19 protein-coding genes are annotated in these 21,608 nt (G+C 39.2%); 14 read left to right on the forward strand and 5 right to left on the reverse strand.

Annotated features, from left to right (window positions below):
- Nucleotides 1–270: 270 nt before the first annotated feature.
- Nucleotides 271–1,365 carry a M24 family metallopeptidase gene (locus tag B7E07_RS05605; RefSeq protein ID WP_080844443.1) on the reverse strand — a complete coding sequence of 365 codons (1,095 nt, stop codon included), beginning with the start codon at nucleotides 1,363–1,365 and terminating at the stop codon, nucleotides 271–273.
- A 215-nt stretch (nucleotides 1,366–1,580) separates the two neighbouring features.
- On the opposite strand from B7E07_RS05605, the gene B7E07_RS05610 reads away from it, so the two are divergent.
- The 3 genes from B7E07_RS05610 (at nucleotide 1,581) to B7E07_RS05620 (ending at nucleotide 4,360) form a co-directional block, all read left to right on the forward strand.
- Complete coding sequence (locus B7E07_RS05610; RefSeq protein ID WP_080844444.1) at nucleotides 1,581–2,261, forward strand: metal-dependent hydrolase; 681 nt, start codon at nucleotides 1,581–1,583, stop codon at nucleotides 2,259–2,261.
- Nucleotides 2,262–2,718: 457 nt separating this feature from the next.
- Nucleotides 2,719–2,961, forward strand: coding sequence for a hypothetical protein (locus tag B7E07_RS05615; protein ID WP_080844445.1), 243 nt, complete (start codon nucleotides 2,719–2,721; stop codon nucleotides 2,959–2,961).
- Between the two features lie 79 nt (nucleotides 2,962–3,040).
- Nucleotides 3,041–4,360 carry a CBS domain-containing protein gene (locus B7E07_RS05620; protein WP_080844446.1) on the forward strand — a complete coding sequence of 440 codons (1,320 nt, stop codon included), beginning with the start codon at nucleotides 3,041–3,043 and terminating at the stop codon, nucleotides 4,358–4,360.
- Between the two features lie 90 nt (nucleotides 4,361–4,450).
- Here the strand turns inward: B7E07_RS05620 and B7E07_RS05625 are convergent, their stop codons facing one another.
- On the reverse strand, nucleotides 4,451–4,756 hold the full coding sequence (locus B7E07_RS05625) for a YtpI family protein (RefSeq protein WP_080844447.1): 306 nt from the start codon (nucleotides 4,754–4,756) through the stop codon (nucleotides 4,451–4,453).
- Between the two features lie 204 nt (nucleotides 4,757–4,960).
- On the opposite strand from B7E07_RS05625, the gene B7E07_RS05630 reads away from it, so the two are divergent.
- Nucleotides 4,961–5,896 (forward strand): DHH family phosphoesterase, encoded by a 936-nt coding sequence (locus B7E07_RS05630; protein WP_080844448.1) that lies wholly within the window; start codon nucleotides 4,961–4,963, stop codon nucleotides 5,894–5,896.
- Nucleotides 5,897–6,293: 397 nt separating this feature from the next.
- Here B7E07_RS05630 and ytrI read toward each other — a convergent pair whose 3' ends face one another.
- Both ytrI and B7E07_RS05640 read right to left on the reverse strand, forming a co-directional pair.
- Nucleotides 6,294–6,794 carry a sporulation membrane protein YtrI gene (gene ytrI, locus B7E07_RS05635; protein WP_080844449.1) on the reverse strand — a complete coding sequence of 167 codons (501 nt, stop codon included), beginning with the start codon at nucleotides 6,792–6,794 and terminating at the stop codon, nucleotides 6,294–6,296.
- The gene (locus tag B7E07_RS05640; RefSeq protein WP_066443031.1) at nucleotides 6,794–7,129 is read right to left on the reverse strand and encodes a sporulation membrane protein YtrH; all 336 of its coding nucleotides are present in this window, start codon (nucleotides 7,127–7,129) and stop codon (nucleotides 6,794–6,796) included. The genes ytrI and B7E07_RS05640 overlap by 1 nt, the downstream gene beginning before the upstream one ends.
- A gap of 74 nt (nucleotides 7,130–7,203) precedes the next feature.
- On the opposite strand from B7E07_RS05640, the gene B7E07_RS23895 reads away from it, so the two are divergent.
- The 9 genes from B7E07_RS23895 to B7E07_RS05680 all read left to right on the forward strand — a co-directional run bounded on the left by B7E07_RS23895 (nucleotide 7,204) and on the right by B7E07_RS05680 (nucleotide 19,126).
- Complete coding sequence (locus B7E07_RS23895) at nucleotides 7,204–7,374, forward strand: hypothetical protein (RefSeq protein WP_218970402.1); 171 nt, start codon at nucleotides 7,204–7,206, stop codon at nucleotides 7,372–7,374.
- Between the two features lie 100 nt (nucleotides 7,375–7,474).
- The gene (gene dnaE, locus B7E07_RS05645; protein WP_080844450.1) at nucleotides 7,475–10,840 is read left to right on the forward strand and encodes a DNA polymerase III subunit alpha; all 3,366 of its coding nucleotides are present in this window, start codon (nucleotides 7,475–7,477) and stop codon (nucleotides 10,838–10,840) included.
- A 191-nt stretch (nucleotides 10,841–11,031) separates the two neighbouring features.
- Nucleotides 11,032–12,270, forward strand: coding sequence for an NADP-dependent malic enzyme (locus B7E07_RS05650; protein ID WP_080844451.1), 1,239 nt, complete (start codon nucleotides 11,032–11,034; stop codon nucleotides 12,268–12,270).
- Nucleotides 12,271–12,279: 9 nt separating this feature from the next.
- Complete coding sequence (locus B7E07_RS05655; RefSeq protein WP_080844452.1) at nucleotides 12,280–12,900, forward strand: FadR/GntR family transcriptional regulator; 621 nt, start codon at nucleotides 12,280–12,282, stop codon at nucleotides 12,898–12,900.
- Between the two features lie 265 nt (nucleotides 12,901–13,165).
- Nucleotides 13,166–14,035: an acetyl-CoA carboxylase, carboxyltransferase subunit beta gene (accD, locus tag B7E07_RS05660; RefSeq protein ID WP_080844453.1), complete on the forward strand. Its 870-nt coding sequence runs from the start codon at nucleotides 13,166–13,168 to the stop codon at nucleotides 14,033–14,035.
- On the forward strand, nucleotides 14,029–15,006 hold the full coding sequence (gene accA / locus B7E07_RS05665) for an acetyl-CoA carboxylase carboxyl transferase subunit alpha (protein WP_080844454.1): 978 nt from the start codon (nucleotides 14,029–14,031) through the stop codon (nucleotides 15,004–15,006). The genes accD and accA overlap by 7 nt, the downstream gene beginning before the upstream one ends.
- 662 nt (nucleotides 15,007–15,668) lie before the next feature.
- The gene (gene pfkA, locus B7E07_RS05670) at nucleotides 15,669–16,628 is read left to right on the forward strand and encodes a 6-phosphofructokinase (protein WP_080844455.1); all 960 of its coding nucleotides are present in this window, start codon (nucleotides 15,669–15,671) and stop codon (nucleotides 16,626–16,628) included.
- Between the two features lie 29 nt (nucleotides 16,629–16,657).
- A complete protein-coding gene (pyk, locus tag B7E07_RS05675) occupies nucleotides 16,658–18,418 on the forward strand; it encodes a pyruvate kinase (RefSeq protein WP_080844456.1) in 1,761 nt (586 codons plus the stop codon).
- 318 nt (nucleotides 18,419–18,736) lie between these two features.
- A complete protein-coding gene (locus B7E07_RS05680) occupies nucleotides 18,737–19,126 on the forward strand; it encodes an FxsA family protein (protein ID WP_080844457.1) in 390 nt (129 codons plus the stop codon).
- A gap of 338 nt (nucleotides 19,127–19,464) precedes the next feature.
- Here B7E07_RS05680 and ytvI read toward each other — a convergent pair whose 3' ends face one another.
- Complete coding sequence (gene ytvI, locus B7E07_RS05685; protein WP_080844458.1) at nucleotides 19,465–20,580, reverse strand: sporulation integral membrane protein YtvI; 1,116 nt, start codon at nucleotides 20,578–20,580, stop codon at nucleotides 19,465–19,467.
- Between the two features lie 239 nt (nucleotides 20,581–20,819).
- Here ytvI and B7E07_RS05690 point away from each other — a divergent pair, with 239 nt between their 5' ends.
- The gene (locus B7E07_RS05690) at nucleotides 20,820–21,281 is read left to right on the forward strand and encodes a DUF441 domain-containing protein (RefSeq protein ID WP_080844459.1); all 462 of its coding nucleotides are present in this window, start codon (nucleotides 20,820–20,822) and stop codon (nucleotides 21,279–21,281) included.
- Nucleotides 21,282–21,608 lie beyond the last annotated feature (327 nt).

Raw genomic sequence — 21,608 nt, forward strand, 5'->3', positions numbered from 1 at the left:
TTTAAACAAGTCCGTTCCACCTGCGCTGCGGACCCTCGCTTTCCGTGGGGAGGAAGGTGAGCCTCCTCGAAGCAAAAGCTTCTGCGGGGTCTCACCTTTTCCTCTATTGACCACAGGAGTCGAGGGTCCTCCGCTCCATTTCACTCATGTTAATAAAATATATTTTATAATCTTAAAAAAACCGAATGATTAGCAAGATAACTTCCTAACCATTCGGTTCTATGAGTGTGTTAAATACTTATGTCCCACCCTCTTTATTCTGCTATTGTTCTAGATGATTTGCAGTTCCTTAGGAAATTTCGTTAACACTTCTACACCATCTTCGGTAACAGCCAGATCGTCTTCAATTCGAACTCCTGCAACACCGGGTACATAGATGCCCGGTTCAATTGTATAGACCATTCCTTTTTCAAGCTGAAGCGGATTTGCTTCTGTTAAGGAAGGGTATTCATGCACACTGATTCCCAGTCCATGGCCTAAACGGTGAGGGAAATAGTCTCCATACCCTGCATCTCTAATAATATTTCTTGCTGTTAAATCAATATCAGCAGCCGTCATACCAGGTTTACTGGCTTCTACTGCTGCCAGCTGTGCTTTTAAAACGGTATCATAGATTTCTTTTTGCTTATCATTGATATCGCCAAATGCAATGGTTCTAGTAATATCAGAACAATATCCTTTCCATACCACACCAAGGTCGAATAAAACCAGATCACCCTTTTTCATCTTGGTCATTCCTGGTGTGCCATGTGGTGAAGCACCATTAGCTCCAGTCAAAACCATGGTTGAAAAGGACATTTCGTTGACACCCTTTTTCTTAAGTGCATACTCAATTGCTGCTAATACATCAAGTTCTGTTTTTCCTTCCGCAATTTCCGAGCAGCCGACTTCAATTGCGTAGTCTGCTAAAGCACACGCTTCTCTAATGATTTCAAGCTCTTGCTCATCCTTTACCATTCGAAGCTTTCTGAGTTTCTCCTCAGCTGAAACAAACTGTGTGCTGCTGAAAAGCTGTGTAATGGCTTCATAGCGTTCCACATTCATATGCTCTTTTTCAATTGCTGCCTTTGTAATATGAGTCACGCGTTTTTGAATAGCCTGGTGAACTTTTTCCCAAGGATTTTCGATATCACTATATCCAATGATTTCATGGTTCCAGCCAGCCTGTTTGGCATCTTCTTTTTCCATGGCAGGGCATACGAGAAATGGCTCAGCATCTTGAAAAACCGCAAGTCCCAGTAAACGCTCATGCGGATCACTGAAAAATCCGCTCAAATAAAAAACATTATCAGAAGAGGTGATAAAGCTAAACTGTATATCATTCTCTTTCATCCACTCAGAAACACTATGTAACTTTTTATTCATATATATACCTCCCTAATCGTCCTTACTATGAGAGTAGCAACTAATAAAGGAAAAGTAAATATCAAGAACCTAGAGAGATGCCGATGAAATTTATAATTCATGTTACAAGGGGATTTTCACTGAATTTATATTTTACGTTACATAATGGATATAAAAAAAGGGAATAGCAACTATGTGGAAGTAGTGAATGAAGAAAATGTTAAGGAGTGTTGATCTTGGAAGTATCATATCATGGACATTCAATCGTGAAGATTGAAACAAATGGAAAAACGATTCTTATCGATCCTTTTATTAATGGGAATGAACTAACAGATTTAAAAGCTGAAGATGTAAAAGCAGATGTCATCATTGTCACACATGGCCATGGCGATCATTTAGGTGATACAGTTGAAATAGCAAAAAAGAATGATGCGTTAGTAATTGGGAATGCAGAGCTTGCTGCCTATTTAGGCTGGCAAGGAGTCAAGACCCATGGAATGAGCATTGGCGGAGCTTACGAATTTGATTTTGGGAAAGTGAAGTTAACACAAGCTATCCACGGAACAGGGTACATTACGGATGACCAGCAAATTATTTATTTGGGGATGCCAGCCGGAGTGCTGTTTATGGCAGAAGGAAAAACCGTATATCATGCGGGAGACACAGCCTTATTCTCAGATATGAAGCTAATTGGGCAGCGTCATCCTATCGATGTAGCATTTTTGCCGATTGGCGATAATTTTACGATGGGCCCTGAGGATGCTGCTTATGCAGCCAAATTATTGCAGGCAAAAACAGTGGTGCCAATTCATTTCAATACATTCCCGCCAATTAAACAGGATCCCCATGAATTTATTAAGCTTCTTGATGATCAAAGCGGAAAAGTACTAGAGACCGGCGAGTCGATTGAACTGTAGTAAGGTTTTTATTATTAGAGTATGAACTGTCTTCTAAATGTAGAGAGCTAAAGATGGAAAAATAAGGAGACTGGGACATAAGTATTTAACATGAACAGAGAACCAAGTGATTAGGAAGTGCATCTTTCTAATCACTTGGTTTTTTTATTTATGCTTATAAAAATATTTTATTAATATGAGTGAAATGGAGCGGAGGACACTCGACTCCTGTGGGCAATAGAGGAAAGGGTGAGACCCCGCAGGAGCACAGCGCGACGAGGAGGCTCAGCTTCCTCCCCACGGAAAGCGAGGGTCCGCAGCGCAGTGGAACGGCTTATGTAAACACACAACCATGACAATGACTATTCATGTTTAGAAATAGAATTATAGTTTAGTTCCAGTCGCTGTTTGCATGTTTTCAGCATGTCCGCATACATTTTAAAGAGAGATGTAAGAGAGATGTATTAGGAGGGAAATCATGAATAAAAATCGTTACTTATTATGTTTGCTCATTTGTGGGCTCATGCTTTATTATGCTGTGCCGCGTTTAAGTATTCAGGCAGGAGGCGAGCAAGGCTTATTCTCTGCCGTATGGCTTGCATTTATGTTAATGGCCGTTGCCGGAAATTTAACAGCAATGCTCTATACTCCAAGACGTACTGCTGTCACACAAAAAACACAGCTCACTGGCAAAAGAAAAATCCGCTCTTATAATCGCTAGCAATTGGCACGCTGAATTGAATATAGACCCTCTTAACCTTATAATAGACTTAGCATTAAGGAGAAGAGGGTGACAAGGATTGGCGACGAAACACGAACAAATCCTGCAATATATAGATGAATTGCCTGTTGGGGAAAAGATTTCTGTTAGACAGATTGCAAAAGCATTATCTGTGAGCGAAGGAACAGCATATCGAGCCATTAAGGAAGCCGAGAATAAAGGGTATGTCAGTACTATTGAACGTGTTGGCACGATTAGAATTGAACGGAAGAAGAAAGAAAACATCGAAAAACTTACGTACGCAGAGGTTGTCAATATTGTCGATGGCCAAGTCTTAGGAGGCAGATCAGGACTTCATAAAACACTCAACAAGTTTGTGATTGGAGCAATGGAACTTGACGCCATGATGCGTTATACCGGAGCTGGCAATCTTTTGATTATCGGGAATCGGACGAATGCTCATGAGCTGGCTTTAAAAGCAGGTGCGGCAGTGCTCATCACTGGGGGATTTGATACAGATGATGATGTTAAGAAAATTGCAGATGACTTGCAGCTTCCGGTCATCTCAACCAGCTATGATACCTTTACTGTCGCCACCATGATCAATCGAGCCATTTATGATCAGCTGATCAAAAAAGAAATTGTCCTTGTAGAGGATATTTTAACACCTATAGAAGAGACGACTGTCCTTAGAACTACAGATACAGTCGAGGATTGGTTTACATATAACCGGCAGACAACTCATAGCCGTTTTCCTGTAGTTGATCATAATGGAAAAGTATATGGAATGGTTACTTCAAAAGATGTTATGGGCAGAGACCCGCAAACAGCTATTGAGAAGATCATGACAAAAAACCCGATGACGGTTGGAGGGAAAACAAGTGTTGCTTCTTCCTCCCATATGATGGTCTGGGAAGGAATTGAACTGTTGCCGGTAGTGGATGATGCTAATAAACTAATTGGTATTATCAGCAGGCAGGATGTATTAAAAGCGTTACAAATGATTCAGAGGCAGCCGCAGGTAGGGGAGACGCTTGATGATATTGTGACCAATCAATTTGTCGTCACCAAAGGAAAAGGCAAAGGCGATGATGTCTACCAATGTGATGTCACTCCGCAAATGACAAATTATCTTGGCACCATATCTTATGGCGTGTTTACTACGATTGTTTCTGAAGCAGCCAATCGAATTCTTAAAAGCTACAAAAAAGGGGATCTGGTTGTAGAGAATATGACAATCTATTTTTTGAAGCCAGTACAAATTGACAGCACCCTTGATATTTTCCCAAAAGTACTGGAGGTAGGTCGGAAATTTGGTAAAGTGGATGTTGAAGTATTCAATGAAGGCATCCTTGTCGGTAAGGCCATGATGATGTGTCAACTGATTGATAGAAGCTGATCAGATCTATTTATATCTAGAAACTTCGTCATCTAGGCATGAAAAAGCCCGCCATTTGCCGGCGGGCCAGTTTATCCTATTTTTAATGCTTTATCCTTTTTTATACGCTTCAACCTCTGCTGCTGCATGAGGCAGATGAAATTTATACGCTTTAAAGCCAGTATATAGGCAAAGCACACCGACAATGATAAAAATAGCTGAAACAATGTAGGCTGTTGTATTAGGCATTAAAAATAGCTGGTTTACTCCAAAAATTCCAACAAATGAGCCTAACGCCATTCTGCCTTTTGCGGTGATCCAATGACTTTCAGCAGGACCTTTAGCCATAAATGATCTTACTTTGTAGAAAATATAAAGTGAGAACGATACAATCACTAGTATAACGAGTATGGGCATTGTTAAACCTCCAAGTGTAATCAATCATCTTTATTTTAACGGGAAAAACAGTAAAATTCCAATTATATTTATAAATGAGCAGGTAAAACGATTGAATCCCAATAATATATAATACAAGTTATTACTAGGCGTTTCAGTTACTGAATCACCTAGTATGCTTATGGTCAATTAAATTATCAAATGTAAATTCTAAAGGAGTATCTCATGAAAAAGCAAATAATCGAAAAGATAAAGCAGTATGAAACCATCATTATACATAGACATGTAAGGCCAGATCCAGATGCATATGGATCGCAGGGAGGACTGGCAGAAGTTATTCAAGCATCTTTTCCTGACAAAAGGATATATGCAGTTGGTCAGGAAGAAGAGACGCTGCACTATCTGCGCCGGTTAGACAATATCTCAGATGAAACGTTTAAAGGAGCGCTTGTGATTGTCTGTGATACAGCCAATACAGAGCGAATTTGTGATCAGCGTTATACAATGGGCGATTACTTAATTAAAATTGACCATCATCCGAATGTAGATCCATATGGAGACATTATGTGGGTTGATACCAATGCAAGCTCTACCAGTGAGATGATTTATGAATTTTATAAAGAAGGAAAGGAATTAGGTCTCGAGATGTCTGATGAGGCAGCCCGCCTTCTTTTTGCAGGGATTGTAGGAGATACCGGCAGATTTTTATATCCAAGCTCAACAGAAAAAACATTTGCCTATGCAGGTGAATTGATTCACTACCAATTTTCGCGTACAGAGCTTTTCGACAAAATGTATGAGCTGCAGCCGAATATTGTGAAACTGAATGGTTTTGTGCTGCAGAACTTTGAAATGCTTGCAAATGGTGCTGCTATGATGGTGCTGAAAAAAGAGCTGCTCGAAACCTATGAGGCCAAACCTTCTCAAGCTTCCTTACTGGTCAGTGAACTTGGAAATGTGGCAGGCATTAAAGCATGGGTGTTTTTTATCGAGGAAGAAGATCAAATCCGTGTGCGGTTGCGCTCAAAGGGACCGGTTATTAATGGTATTGCTGCTAAATATAACGGAGGCGGCCATCCGCTGGCTGCAGGTGCTTCCATCTATTCATGGGAAGAAATGAGCTCTGTCATAAAGGATTTAGAAGAGGTTTGTAAAAAGTAAAGAGGCTGGGACATAAGTATTTAACACAACCACAGAACCGAATGATTAGGAGGTGAATCTTTCTAATCATCCGGTTTTTTTGTTTGTTTAACATTTAATATTTCTAAACATGAGTGAAATGGAGCGGAGGACCCTCGACTCCTATGGGCAATGGAGGAAAAGGTGAGACCCCGCAGGAGCTTTGCTCCGAGGAGGCTCAGCTTCCTCCCCATGGAAAGCGAGGGTCTGGAGCGCAGGTGGAACGATCTTGTGTAAACACGTAAACCTTGAAAATGAACATTCGTGTTTCACAAATAGTAGTTTCGTTTTGTCCCAGCTTCTTTTTGCTTGTCGCGTTTTGCTTAGTATTTGCCTGCCCATTTCAGGCAAGTATCCTAACCAATTCTAGGATCCATTTTTATTCCAGCTGAAGATTCACATGAATAGAGAAAGTCGTATATACACTCATTTTCTTGATGGTCACTTTGTATCGCTTTCCGTTTATTTCAAGTGTTTTATTTTGGATAATTCTTTCAATTAATCCCAAGCTTGAATGTACCGTTTCAATATCTTTGGCAACCATCATGCTGATTTCTTCTTTTAATGTTTTTTCAGCTTCAAATACACTATATAAATCAAGTTTGTATTTATTATAGTTATCTATTTTTAAATTAATCTGCTGGACGGTTAGTTTTTCCTTATTTTCTTTATTTAGCTTTTTAAACTCCTCCTGCCAAATATCCTTTTCCTTAGTCAATTCTTCAATTAAATCCTTCTGGTCATCAATTTGCTTACTGTAATCCTCCTGCCATTCTCCAAAGATATACAGAAAAAAAAACCAGCTGATAAAAGCGCCAATGGCCATCCCGCCTAAAAAACGCTGCCACGACGGCTTGCGGTAAAGAGGGGGGATTCTCATTATGAAACATGCTCCTGTGTTAACCAATTAATCAGCAATGCTCCAGTTTGAGCGCCTCCAAGTGCGGAAAGAATGAGCAGGCATTGTTTAAAAAGATCCTTTGTTTGTCCATCTAAAACGCCTCTTTCAAAACTATATACCGTATCAAATGTCCCGCCGATTGCTGCGATGATCGCCCATATTCGGATCAGATTAGATAGGCGAAAAACTTCTGTCAGCGGAGGCTTTCCAGTAATAAACGCTGCAAGAGCGCCAATAATGGAACCTCCAAGCAATACACCAAGTGCAATAAAGTAGCTTTCAAAAAGTGATGCGAAAAAAGGTTGATTTTCCATATATCTATCTCCATCCTCGATAAGCAGATTCGTAAGCATCTATTAGTACATCATATGGACATACTGCTTTTTTTATGATGGTTGTCTCATTTTTAACATTGCATGGAGTAATGACCTTTCATAACGTTCTGTTTGAGCATACATTTAAGTATAAAGGTGTATTCATTCAGACACTCATCGCCCGCCCCGCAGAAAGCGAGCAACCTGGAGCGGAAATCAACTTCTACTCATTTAAATTTATGTAACAATGTTTGCGAAAACAGCCTATAAAAAGAGAACATATTTTCTTTTTTATATCTCCCGTTCTATAATAAAAGGAATAGAAGAAGTAAGGGTGTGATTACAGTGTCTTTTATTCACCTTCATGTGTATAGTGCATACAGTTTGCTGATGAGTACAGTTAAAGTTGAGGATTTGGCTAGACAAGCTAAACAACTTGGCTTTGAGGCAATTGCATTAACCGACCGAAATGTGATGTATGGCGCTGTCTCTTTTTATAAGGAATGCTTAAAAAATGAGATAAAGCCTATTCTGGGACTAACTGCAGATGTGATAAATGATGAATCGGACCAGCAAGAGCCTTTTCCCCTTGTTTTACTGGCTAGGAATCAAACAGGCTATCAAAATTTATTAAAGATTTCGAGTGTAATTGGCACAAAATCTCCAAATGGAATTCCGGCACGGTGGTTAAAGGCATACAGTGAAGGCTTGATAATGCTGAGTTCAGGTTTAGAAGGGAAAATTGAACAGCACTTGATGCAAGATGAATATGATGCAGCAAAAGCGACTGCTGTTTTTTACCGTGACCTGTGCGAGGATCAGCAATTTTATTTATCACTGCATGATCATGGGATAGCGGCTGAAGAAAAGGTGAGAAATGGTTTAATACAAATTGGTTCAGAAACAGGTATTGAGCTTGCTGCTGCAAACGCTGTGCATTATTTGCAGAAAGAAGACGCTTTTGCACAAGATTGTTTGACTTGTATAAAGACTGGTGAAAAAATTCAATCTGAAGACAGAACCAGATTGCAGGGAGAAGAATATAATTTAAAATCTGCAGCGGAAATGACAGGACTTCTATCAATGTTTCCGGACGCATTGGAAAATACGCTTAAAATCGCTGAGAAATGTAATGTCATGCTTGAGCTGAATGGAGAGCATCTGCCAAAATATCCTTCTGAAAATGGTTTAAGCTCAGAACAATTATTAGATAGATTGTGCTGGCAAGGCTATCGGGAACGCTACCCGCACGATACAAAAGTGCATAAGGATCGTCTGACATACGAATTAAGTATTTTAAAGAAAATGAAATATAGCGATTATTTTTTAATTGTCTATGATTTTATGAAATATTGCCGGGAGCAGGATATTTTAACAGGACCTGGACGGGGCTCAGCAGCTGGTTCTATGGTGGCTTACGTTCTTTATATTACAGATGTTGATCCAATCGCTCACGGTTTATTATTCGAGCGTTTCTTGAATCCTGAGAGAATCTCTATGCCGGATATTGATATTGATTTCCCAGATCATCGCCGTGATGAAGTGATTCAATATGTGGCCAATAAATATGGAGAAATGCATGTAGCCCAAATCGTGACCTTTGGAACGATGGCGGCAAAAGCTGCACTGCGGGATGTGGGCAGAGCTTTTGGCTTAAATACAAAAGAGTTGGACAGGCTCTCCAAATCAGTTCCTTCCAAGTTGGGCATTACTCTTCAGGAGGCTTACCATCAATCAGAGTCACTGCGAAGATTTACAGAAGAATCGGGCATGAATAAACGGCTTTTTGAAACCGCGCTTAAACTAGAAGGCTTGCCCCGACATACATCAACACATGCAGCAGGTGTAGTTATCAGTGAAATGCCTCTCGTTTCGGTTGTTCCTATACAAAGTGGCCATGATCAAGTCTATCTGACACAATACTCAATGGAATATTTAGAAAATATCGGACTCTTGAAGATGGACTTTTTGGGATTAAGAAACTTATCTCTAATTGAAAATATCGTCAGCTCCATTACGAAAAGCAGAAAAGAAGGATTGAATATTAAGTCGATTCCCTTAGATAATGACAAGGTATTTAAGCTGTTGAGCAGCGGCAAAACCAATGGCATTTTTCAGTTTGAATCAGCAGGAATGCAAAGAGTGCTCAAAAATCTGCGTCCATCTTCTTTTGAAGATATTGTGGCCGTAAATGCCCTTTATCGTCCAGGTCCGATGGAAAACATTCCTCTCTTTATTGACCGTAAGCATGGAAAGCAGGAGATTTCATACTATCATCCTGATTTAAAGCCGATTCTTGAAAACACATACGGAGTCATCGTTTATCAGGAACAAATAATGCAAATAGCTGCGGTAATGGCTGGATTTACATTAGGAGAAGCAGATATGCTCAGACGTGCGGTGAGTAAAAAACAGAAAGCAGTACTGGACCAGGAAAGAGAGCACTTTGTGGCTGGTGCCTTGAAAAAAGGGTACTCAGAACAAACTGCCCACAATATTTATGATTTAATCGTAAAATTTGCTAATTATGGATTTAACAGGAGTCACGCGGTTGCTTATAGTTTAATTGCGTATCAGCTAGCCTACCTTAAATCACATTACCCGCTCCATTTCATGGCAGCCCTGCTAACATCATCAGCAGGCAATGAGGTGAAAATTTCTCAATATATAAGAGAATTGAAGGAAATGGATCTTGCTGTGCTGCCGCCGTCTATTAATAAAAGCTGGTATACCTTTACTGTTGAACAAAACGCTGTGCGATATAGTCTTGGAGCGATTAAAGGGGTCGGTGGGAATATTCTGAAGGAAATTTTCAAAGCACGGAGCCAGCAAAAGTTTCATGATTTATTTGACTTTTGTTTACGTGTTTCTTCCAAAATTGCAAATAGGAAAATAATTGAAACCCTTATTCATTCTGGCAGCTTTGATGAATTTGGTGAAGACCGGGCGATTCTTCTTGCGAGCATCGATGCAGCGATGGAGCATGCTTTGCTTGTGAAACCGGATGAGGATCAGGGTGACTTTTTTTCTGACGGAGACTTCTTTCCAAAACCAAAATATACAATCGTTGATCCGATCACAGCAGACGCTAAGCTCGCATTTGAGAAAGAAGTGCTGGGGCTTTATTTATCCGATCATCCTGTATCCGTTTATGAAGAGCAGCAAAAAAGGATGGAAACAGATCTTATTGCTGAATTAGATCTATCATCCCGTCAAGTAAGGTTATTTGTATTTACAGCAGAGCTAAACAAAATTCGCACCAAAAAAGGGAGCACCATGGCATTTGTCACGCTAAGTGATCAGAGCGGGGAAGTGGAAGGTGTTATCTTTCCAGAGGCCCTTAACCAGTATTCACACCTGCTTAGCAAAGGAAGAATTCTTTTCTTAACAGGCAAGCCTGAAGAAAGAGAAGGAAAGAAGCAAATAATTGTTCAAACCATTCAACCACCTGAACAGGCTATTGCGACATACAAGGAGAAAGAGCCGATCCTTTATTTAAAAATACCAAAAGAACAAGAAACAAATGAACAGCTGCGGCAGCTAAAGCAGTTATTCAAAGATCATTCAGGAGATACTTCCGTGATTTTATATTATGAAAGCAGCGGCAAAAGGATGAGGCTCGGGGAAGAAGATTGTATTCATCCGACTCAATCGTTTTTAGATAGGCTAAAAGGTTTATTAGGGAGAGAAAATGTGATATTAAAGCGATAGCTCTTTACATCATTTTCATATATGTTATAGTAGTTGGTGTTACGAGTCATTGGTCAGACCACTGTGTACGATGCGAATTTAGTGCCTGATACTAGCTTTGTTACTTCTATGTAGTGTCTGCAAATTAAACATATAATAAGTAAAATAAATAAAATTAATTCGTCTTTTTGGGACACAGAGGGGTGGATATTTTGACGTTGAGAGAAGAAGCTCTGCATATGCATAGAGTGAATAAAGGAAAACTTGAATCAAAGTCAAAGGTTGAGGTTAAGGACGCAAAGGATTTGAGTTTAGCTTACTCTCCTGGTGTTGCTGAGCCTTGCAAAGAAATATATGACAAGCCGGAAACTGTATACGAATATACAATGAAAGGCAATATGGTAGCAGTTGTTTCCGATGGAACGGCAGTACTTGGGCTTGGAAACATTGGCCCAGAAGCGGCCCTCCCAGTAATGGAAGGGAAAGCGGTTTTGTTTAAGAGCTTCGCGGGAGTAGATGCATTCCCTATATGCTTGAATACAACAGATATTGATAAGATTGTTGAAACTGTAAAACTGCTTGAACCAACGTTTGGCGGTGTTAACCTTGAAGATATCGCTGCGCCAAATTGTTTCTATATAGAAGAAAGACTTAAGAAAGAAACCAATATTCCTATTTTTCATGATGATCAGCATGGAACAGCAATCGTGACAGTTGCAGGTTTAGTAAATGCATTAAAACTGTCTGGCAAAAAAATGAATGAAATTAAAGTGGTCGCAAATGGTGCAGGAGCAGCTGGCATTGCGATTATCAAGCTGCTATACAGCTATGGTGTCCGAGAAATTATTATGTGTGATACAAAAGGTGCCATTTACGAAGGCCGTCCGCAGGGCATGAATGAAATTAAAAACGAAGTAGCTAAATATACGAATCGTGATAAGAAATCAGGTAGTCTTGCAGAAGTAATGACCGGTGCAGATGTCTTTATTGGGGTTTCTGCTGCTGGTGCCTTAACAGCTGAAATGGTGAAAACCATGAATGCAGATCCTGTAATTTTTGCAATGGCTAATCCCATCCCGGAGATTATGCCAGAAGAAGCTAAAGAAGCAGGAGCGCTCGTTGTTGGAACTGGAAGATCAGACTTTCCGAACCAAGTTAATAATGTGCTTGCTTTTCCAGGGATTTTCCGTGGAGCTTTGGATGTGCGCGCTACCCATATTAATGAAAAAATGAAGGTTGCAGCCGTTGAAGCGATTGCTAGTCTTATAGAAGAAACCGATTTGAATGCGGATTATGTCATCCCTGGACCTTTTGATCCTAGAGTTGCTCCTGCTGTTGCTGCAGCGGTTGCCAAGGCGGCAATGGAAACGGGAGTAGCACGCTTGAAGGTAGATCCAGAAGAAGTGAAAGAGAAAACAAGAAGATTAGCTGTTATTGGAAAAAGCGAGTGATGAATTGACGTGTTATCAGCTCAAACTGGATCTAAAGTATATGTCGTAATTGTACAGAAACTTCGAGAAATGATTGCAGCAGACGATTTAAAACCTGGAGATAAATTGCCATCTGAACGTGAATTATCAGAACGCCTGAAAGTAGGGCGTTCTTCTGTTCGCGAAGCTTTTAGAGCGCTGGAGCTGCTTGGCCTCATTGAAACGAGAAGAGGCGAAGGCACTTTTATACGCGATTTTAAAGGTCATCAGCTTGTTCAAGTACTCAGTACCTTTATTCTTCAAGATGAGAAGGCAAAAAAAGATATTAAAGAAACAAAGTATTTAATTGAGCTTGATTGTCTATGGCTCATTATGCAAAAAAAGAATAAAGAAGAACTATCAGACTTTAAGAAGTGGACAGAGCAGACCGCTTTTACAGACGATGAATTTTTCTATAAAATTATATTATTGGCAGATAATCATTTGTTTTTAAGAATGTGGGAAATTTTAAAGGACTATTATAATTCTCTGGACTTTCCGAAAGAAGAACTTCAAAAGCAAGATTATCTCTGGCTTATCGATGAATTACAAACTAAAGAAGAAATGAGAATCCGTTCCGCTTATAAGAGGTTACGAAAGCTTGTCGAATGAATAGCGACATATTTCAGCACTTTTTTTAGTATGGTTCATATATAGTAATTGGACAAGAATAGAAGCAATTTAGTTCTTATAGCTTGGAACTTATTTTACATGAGCATTAGTGGAATTTTTTAAATGAAATGAAGGTTACAATGAGAGGATGTCTGATTGCGCCTGTTGGCTCTGCAATCGGTAACTTTCTTTACATTGGTGGTCAGACCACCGATGGGGTGGGGAAAAATTAAATTTGAGTTTTATCAAACGGGGAGGTTTCATCTTGTTTAAAGAGATCTTTACGAAATCAAAAAAGATTAAATATGCAACAATACCATCGGAAGCAGCGAAGCAGGATGTTCCCGAGGGCATTATGACTAAATGTCCAAATTGTAAGAAAATCATGTATTCAAAAGAGCTTGTGAAAAATCTTAAGGTTTGTTTGAATTGTGATTATCATCTTTCTATGAATGCTTCCGAGCGCCTTGAAAGTTTTCTTGATCAAGGGAGCTTCGAAGAGATCAATGAAAATATGGTTTCAGAAAATCCATTGAATTTTCCAGGCTATTTAGAAAAACTGGAAAAAGACAGACAAAAAACAAACATCAACGAAGCGGTTGTAACTGGAATCGGAACAGTAGACAATCAGTCCCTCGTTGTTGCCGTGATGGATTCTACCTTCCGCATGGGAAGTATGGGGTCAGTTGTCGGTGAGAAGATTACTCGTGCCATTGAGAAGGCAGATGAACTTAGTGTTCCATTTGTGATCTTTACAGCTTCTGGCGGTGCCCGTATGCAAGAAGGGGTACTCAGCCTTATGCAAATGGCGAAGACAAGTGTGGCGCTGAAACGATTCAGCGATCATGGCGGGTTAATCATTTCCATTATGACCCATCCGACAACAGGCGGAGTTTCTGCGAGCTTCGCTTCACTGGGAGATTATAATTTTGCTGAACCAGGAGCTTTAATTGGATTTGCAGGCAGAAGAATTATCGAACAGACGATTAGAGAAGATCTTCCAGAGGATTTCCAGACGGCGGAATTTTTACTAAAGCATGGTCAATTAGACGCGGTTATTCACCGAGGTGAGCTGAAAGAGCAGCTTTCGAATATATTATCCATTCATCAGCCAGGAGGTGAACTAGAGTGGTAGGAGAATTAGAATTTGAAAAGCCGGTTGTTGAGTTAAAAAAGAAAATTGCTGAATTAAAGGAATTTACAAAAACGGCAGAAGTGGATTTATCTGCTGAGATTATAAAACTGGAGAGTCGTCTGGCCAAATTGGAAGAAGATATCTATGATCACATGAAGCCATGGGATCGTGTGCAGGTGGCACGTCATCCGCAGAGGCCTACCACTTTAGATTATATTTCAGAGTTATTTGAAGGGTTCTTTGAGTGTCATGGAGACCGGGTATTTGGTGAAGACGAGGCAATTGTTGGCGGAATTGCTAAATTTAAAGGTTTGCCTGTAACTGTCATTGGACATCAGCGCGGCAAGGATACAAAGGAAAATATCCGCAGAAATTTTGGGATGCCACACCCTGAAGGATATCGTAAAGCCATGCGTTTAATGAAACAGGCAGAGAAGTTTCAGCGCCCGATAATTTGCTTTATTGATACAAAAGGCGCGTATCCTGGAAAAGCAGCGGAAGAACGTGGGCAAAGTGAAGCAATTGCCCGCAATCTGTTTGAAATGGCGAGCCTAACCGTCCCAGTCATTTGTATTGTGATCGGTGAAGGAGGGAGCGGCGGTGCACTTGCATTAGGTGTTGGAAACCATATTCATATGCTGGAGAACTCAACCTATTCAGTTATTTCGCCTGAAGGTGCTGCGGCTATTCTTTGGAAGGATTCAACACAGGCTAAAAAGGCAGCAGAATCAATGAAAATTACAGCTCCGGACCTAAAAGAACTTGGTATTATTGATGAGATTATTCCTGAAGTTAAAGGAGGAGCACATAAAGATATCCAGCAGCAGGCTGTATCAATCGGAGAAGTTCTAAAAGCTTCTTTAAAAGAGCTTCTTTCATTAACAGAAGAAGGATTAGTCGATCATCGTTATGTAAAGTATAAGCAGATAGGTAAATATTCGTTTTTAAATGATTATATTGGGGTAAAATAAAACGTGCTAACGCACGTTTTTTTATACTTTTTGAAATATAAAAGGCACCACCCAAGGAGAAGCGCCTCATTTAGAATTAAGAAAATTTGGTACTTTATCCAAACTGATATAGAATGTGAATGAGGAGTATTTATAATTTTTCTCCAAAATGAATGAATTTTTTTGCCCTAGGTATGGGTTTTTTCTTAAGGAAAGGCTTTTTCTGAGCGATTGTTGTTTTAATGATCACTTTAAAAAGGGAATTTTAGTATTATGGCTGTTGATTGAAACATAAGAGTGGGAGATTACTGCGCGATGAGGAGCGTGCACCCGACCGACCGAAAGCGAGTATTCTGAAGTGGGAAATCTTTGTAAATTCAAGTGAAAACAACAAAGCTTGTGAGATAGCCAGGAAAATGGTGTCCATGTTCAAAAAACAGGCTTAACTCTAAAATGTGTCACATTTTTGTACAAATAAGCGTTTTCATTTCACGAATAATTCCGTCTATATTGTTTATTTTTTATTACAGTTGAGATAGGCTGTTCTTCATGGTATTTTAGAAATATTGATTAGTATAGAATATATGATTTGTGTAATTATGTAAAGGATATGAAAAATTTACATTATTAGCAAATTAAAAACCGATGCAGGTTTTGTCATTCTAAATAAGAGGTGAGTAAACATGAAAAGAATTGGTGTTTTAACGAGTGGTGGAGACTCTCCAGGCATGAATGCAGCAGTTCGTGCAGTAGTGCGTAAAGCTATTTTTCATAATGTAGAGATTTATGGAATTTTTGGAGGGTATGCTGGTCTGATCAGCGGCAATATTAAAAAGCTGGAATTAGGATCAGTAGGTGACATTATACATAGAGGCGGTACAATGCTGTATTCTGCAAGATGTGAGGAATTCAAAACAAAAGAAGGACAGCAAAAAGGAATTGAGCAGCTGAAGAAACACGGAATTGACGGACTTGTTGTTATTGGCGGAGACGGTTCATACCGTGGCGCGAAAGCATTGACAGAACAAGGATTTCCATGTGCTGGTGTTCCTGGAACGATTGATAATGATATTAACGGCACTCAATACACAATTGGCTTTGATACTGCGTTAAATACAGTTATTGATGCAATTGATAAAATCAGGGATACAGCAACATCACATGAAAGAACATTTATTATTGAAGTAATGGGAAGAGATGCTGGTGATATTGCGCTATGGGCAGGTCTTGCTGGCGGAGCAGAGACGATTCTAATCCCTGAAGTTGGCTATGATATCCAGGAAATTAAATCTCGTCTGATCAAAGGTCATGAGCGTGGAAAGAAACATAGTATTATTGTGGTTGCTGAAGGTGTGTGCAGCGGAGTTGATTTTGCTAAACAAGTGAAAGAAGTAACAGATTTCGATACTCGTGTATCTGTGCTTGGCCATATTCAGCGCGGCGGATCACCAACAGCATTTGACCGTGTACTAGCAAGCCGCCTTGGTGCACGTGCAGTTGAACTTCTTTTAGATGGTAAGGGCGGACGAGCAGTTGGTGTTCAAAATAACAATGTTGTTGATCATCACTTTGAAGAGATTTTCAATATGAAGCATGAAATCGATACGGATTTATACAAGTTATCTCAAGAATTATCCATATAAAATTATAAAGAGATATTGGAGGAAGAAAAATGCGTAAAACGAAAATTGTTTGTACAATTGGTCCTGCTAGTGAAAGCATTGAAAAACTTACACAACTGATTGAAGCTGGAATGAATGTTGCAAGACTTAACTTTTCACACGGAGATTACGAGGAGCATGGTGCGCGGATTAAAAACATTCGTGAAGCATCAGAAAAAACTGGAAAAACGGTTGCAATCCTTTTAGACACAAAAGGTCCTGAGATCCGTACAAACAACATGCAAAATGGTTCCATTGAGCTTGTTGCCGGTAATGATGTTATTGTTTCCATGACTGAAGTAGAAGGAACACCAGAGAAGTTTTCTGTTACATATGAAGGACTAATTGATGATATACATGTTGGTTCAAAAATCTTATTAGATGATGGTCTTATTGGCCTTGAAGTAACAAAAATTGAAAAAGCTACAAGTGAAATCCACACAAAAATCTTAAACAGCGGTACATTGAAGAATAAAAAGGGTGTAAATGTACCAGGTGTATCAGTAAAACTTCCAGGAATTACAGAAAAGGATGCAAATGATATCCTATTTGGAATAGAGCAGAAAGTAGACTTCGTCGCTGCATCATTTGTTCGACGCGCTTCTGATGTTCTGGAAATCCGTCAGCTTTTAGAGGATAATGGAGCATCATATATTAACATTATTCCTAAAATCGAAAACCAAGAAGGTGTCGATAACATCGATGAAATTCTTGATGTATCAGATGGATTAATGGTTGCCAGAGGAGACCTTGGTGTTGAAATTCCGGCTGAAGAAGTACCTTTAGTTCAAAAAAGCTTAATTAAAAAATGCAATATCCAAGGAAAGCCAGTTATCACTGCAACACAAATGCTTGATTCTATGCAGCGCAACCCGCGTCCAACAAGAGCAGAAGCAAGTGATGTAGCTAATGCGATTTTTGATGGAACAGATGCCATCATGCTATCAGGTGAAACAGCTGCTGGAACATATCCAGTTGAAGCAGTTCAAACAATGCATAATATTGCTTCACGTGCAGAATCTGCATTAAACCATAAAGAAATTCTATCAAATCGCAGCAAGAGCACTGAACACAATTTAACTGATGCGATTGGACAATCTGTTGCACATACTGCATTAGATTTAGATGTGAGTGCGATCATTACAGCTACTGAAAGTGGACATACAGCTCGAATGGTTTCAAAATACAGACCAAAGTCTCCAATCGTGGCTGTTACATCAAACGAGTTTGTTTCCCGCCGCTTGGCATTAGTGTGGGGCGTGCATACACAAGTTGGGCCAAGATCCACATCGACTGATGAAATGCTAGATGTTGCTGTACAGGAAAGCTTAAATAGCGGCATTGTATCTTCAGGAGATTTAGTTGTAATCACTGCAGGTGTTCCAGTGGGTGAAGCTGGAACGACGAACTTAATGAAGATCCATGTAGTTGGGGATGTCATTGCTAGAGCTCAAGGTATTGGCAGAAAGACAGCTTATGGTAAGGCTGTTGTTGCCCGCACTGCGAAAGAAGCTTTAGAAAAGGTAACAGAAGGATCAATCCTAGTTACGATTGGAACAGATCGTGAAATGGTACCAGCTATTGAAAAATGCAGTGCCCTTATCACTGAAGAAGGCGGACTTACAAGCCATGCGGCTGTAGTTGGCTTAAATGTTGGAGTACCAGTCATTGTTGGGGTAGAAGACGCCATGAAGTTGATTAAAGATGGACAAGAGATCACCGTTGATGCACGCCGAGGCATTATTTACAACGGGCACGCTAGCGTCCTTTAAAAATTAATTATTAAATAAATGAGAGCTGCTGAGACATAAGTTTTAACACAACTACAGAACCGAATGATTAGGGAGTGAATCTTTCTAATCATTCGTTTTTTTGTTTGTTTAATATTTAATATTTCTAAACATGAGCGCAATGGAACGGGCTTGTGAAAACACGTAATCCTTGAAAATGAACTTTCGTGTTTTACAAATAGTAGTTTCGTTTTGTCCCAGCCTCTTTTTCCCCTAATAATGGTAATTATTCTTTTTGTTCTGAGGTTCAAGTGATTTCTGATACAATGTTAGTAAGAATAAAAATAAAGAGGTGGCAATATGCGCTACATCCTTTTAACAATATTTATTGTGATTCCGGTATTAGAAATAACAGCAATTATGCTTTCAGGTAATATTATTGGAATTGGTCCAACACTAATTCTTATTTTTATCACAGCACTTTTAGGCGGGTACTATGCGCGTAAACAAGGACTTGAAACGTTTAGGAAAGCACAAAGGCAGATGCAATACGGAGAAATGCCAGGAGATACGATCATGGATGGAGTCTGTATCTTTGTGGGAGCTATCTTATTATTGCTGCCAGGCTTTTTTACAGACATTCTGGGACTGGTTCTGTTATTGCCCCCAACACGCTCCTTGATTAAAGGAAGACTGTTTAAAGCCATTACAAAACGAGTTAATAAACGTAATATCAAAATTATTACGTAACAAAGGAGGTTGGGACATAAGTATTTACCACAACAACAGAATCGAATGATTAGAAGGTAAACCTTTCTAATCATTCGGTTTTTTTGTTTAACATTTAATATTTCTAACATGAGTGAAATGGAGCGGAGGACCCTCGACTCCTATGGGCAATAGAGGAAAAGGTGAGACCCCGCAGGAGCTTTGCTCCGAGGAGGCTCAGCTTCCTTCCCATGGAAAGCGAGGATCTGGAGCGCAGTGGAACGGGCTTGTGTAAACACGTAAACCTTGAAAATGAACATTCGTGTTTTACAAACAGTATTTTCGTTTTGTCCCAGCCTCTTGTCTTTTTGGTCACTTACTTACTTTTCTGTTCCTTTTATAAAAGACCATATGTCACGAAAAACATTGGCTCGGTGCAAGGTAGAAATGATGACAAGAGTGACGGGTCCCACAATAAGCCCCAGAAATCCAATCAGCTTAAATCCGACAAACAGTGCAATAAGTGTTGCAAGCGGATCTAGACCAATGCTTGAGGAAAGCACTTTTGGCTCCATAATTTGACGTTGTACAATGACGATAATATATAAGATTCCAAGACCAATTGCCATGCCCATATCACCAGAAATCGCCTCAAAAATAATCCAAGGCACAAATATTAAACCTGTCCCAAGGTAAGGAATAATATCAACAATCCCTGTAATGAGGGCAATCGTAATCGCATAATCGACCCGTAAGATCAAGAGGCCGATTAAGATGATAACAGTTGTAAATGATACAAGTGTTGCTTGTGCTTTAATGAAACCAAATAATGCTTTTTTCAAATCTTCAATAACGGTTCTGCTGCTTGATTTAGCACGTGATGGCAGCATTTTTCCGAATCTTCCTGAAAGGCGATACCAATCTTTGCTTATAAAAAAAGTGGCGAGCATAGAAAAAATTGTGACAGTTGCGGCGTTCGGAAACCAGGATAATATGTTTGGAATTTTTTCGAAAAAAGACTGAATAAAGGTACCAAGCGTACTGCCGATATTGCGGCCAACATTTTCTATATTGGTCATAATGGTATCCTGCTGACCCGTCTCCAAATTGTTAAAAATACTAGTTAATTGGTTATAAAGCGGAATGATTTGTCCAGCAAAGAAGAGTTCGATATGCGTAATAAGTGTCTCTAGATGTTCAGGAACGACCTTAGCCAGATAATCGGCTCCTGAAACGATTTCAGCTATAAGAAGTGTGATCAAACCGGCAAATATGGCAAAAATAAGGATTAACGCAATAAATACAGCCAAAAGTCTAGGCATACGGCCTTTTCTTTCAAGAAAATCTACTGCAGGGTTGATAAAAAAGGCGATGGCCAAGCCGATTATAAATGGATATGTAACCTTCGATATGTAGTAAAAAGAAAGTAGGCTCAATATGATCAAGCCAATGACAAAGATTAGCCTCAATGCCCGGTTAAGATAAATATTGTTCAATCTTTTGCCTCCTTGCCCTCTATTCTTGAAAATAGGTGTTATGGTTATATACGACGACTAGAACATAATTACCTTTAAATGAATCTATAATCTAAAACAATCATACATAAATGATATATATGAGAATCATTTAAATGATGTAAATTTTGTATCATATAGTTATGATGTTTTCTAGAACCGATGAACAGGATTATAAAGATATAACTATGTTACGATAATTTGTGTAAGGTGGAATAATCATGATTTCTCAATCTCTTGTTTTCTTATTGTTATTATTGGGAATAAGTATAATAGCTAAAAACCAGTCATTAATGCTGGCTGTATTTGTGCTGCTCATTTTAAAGGCAGTTGGCGGTGGAAGTCATCTGTTTTCTTTTATACAATCAAAAGGGATTAATTGGGGAGTTACAATCATTACCATTGCTGTCCTGGCTCCTATTGCAAGTGGTGAAATTGGTCTGCGGGATTTAGGGGATGCTTTTAAGTCACCATATGCATGGATTGCGCTAATATCTGGTATTGTGGTAGCTCTTATCGCAAAAGGAGGAGTAACTCTTTTAGCTGAAGATCCGCAAATAACAGTCGCCTTGGTATTAGGAACGATTCTGGCTGTCTCACTATTTAAAGCAGTAGCTGTTGGTCCATTAATTGGTGCAGGCATTGCTTATTTAATGATGAAAATAATCGATTTAATTAAATAACATTTTTCTTGTAAAACAATTTATTTTATTAATTTAAGTTGTTTTCGTTCACAAAAGTCAGATAATTGTTTATAATAGGACTTGTAAGCGCAAACTATTTGTTATTCATTATATTCTCTATTAAAATAGTATTAACTATTTTTGCATCAAAAAGAAATGTAAGCATTTTCTTTTTTTTTATTGTATATTCTCGAGCAAGCGCTCAGTCCGGTCAAGTATATAAAACCTTTTGATTTAGGGGGATTTGTAGAAGGGTTTATACATATCTCCTAATGATTTAGCCGAGAGCAATAAAAATTTGTGATCCAATAGTCTGTACTTCGGCTG

Source organism: Cytobacillus gottheilii (genome assembly GCF_900166665.1).
Taxonomy (GTDB): domain Bacteria; phylum Bacillota; class Bacilli; order Bacillales; family Cytobacillaceae; genus Cytobacillus; species Cytobacillus gottheilii_A.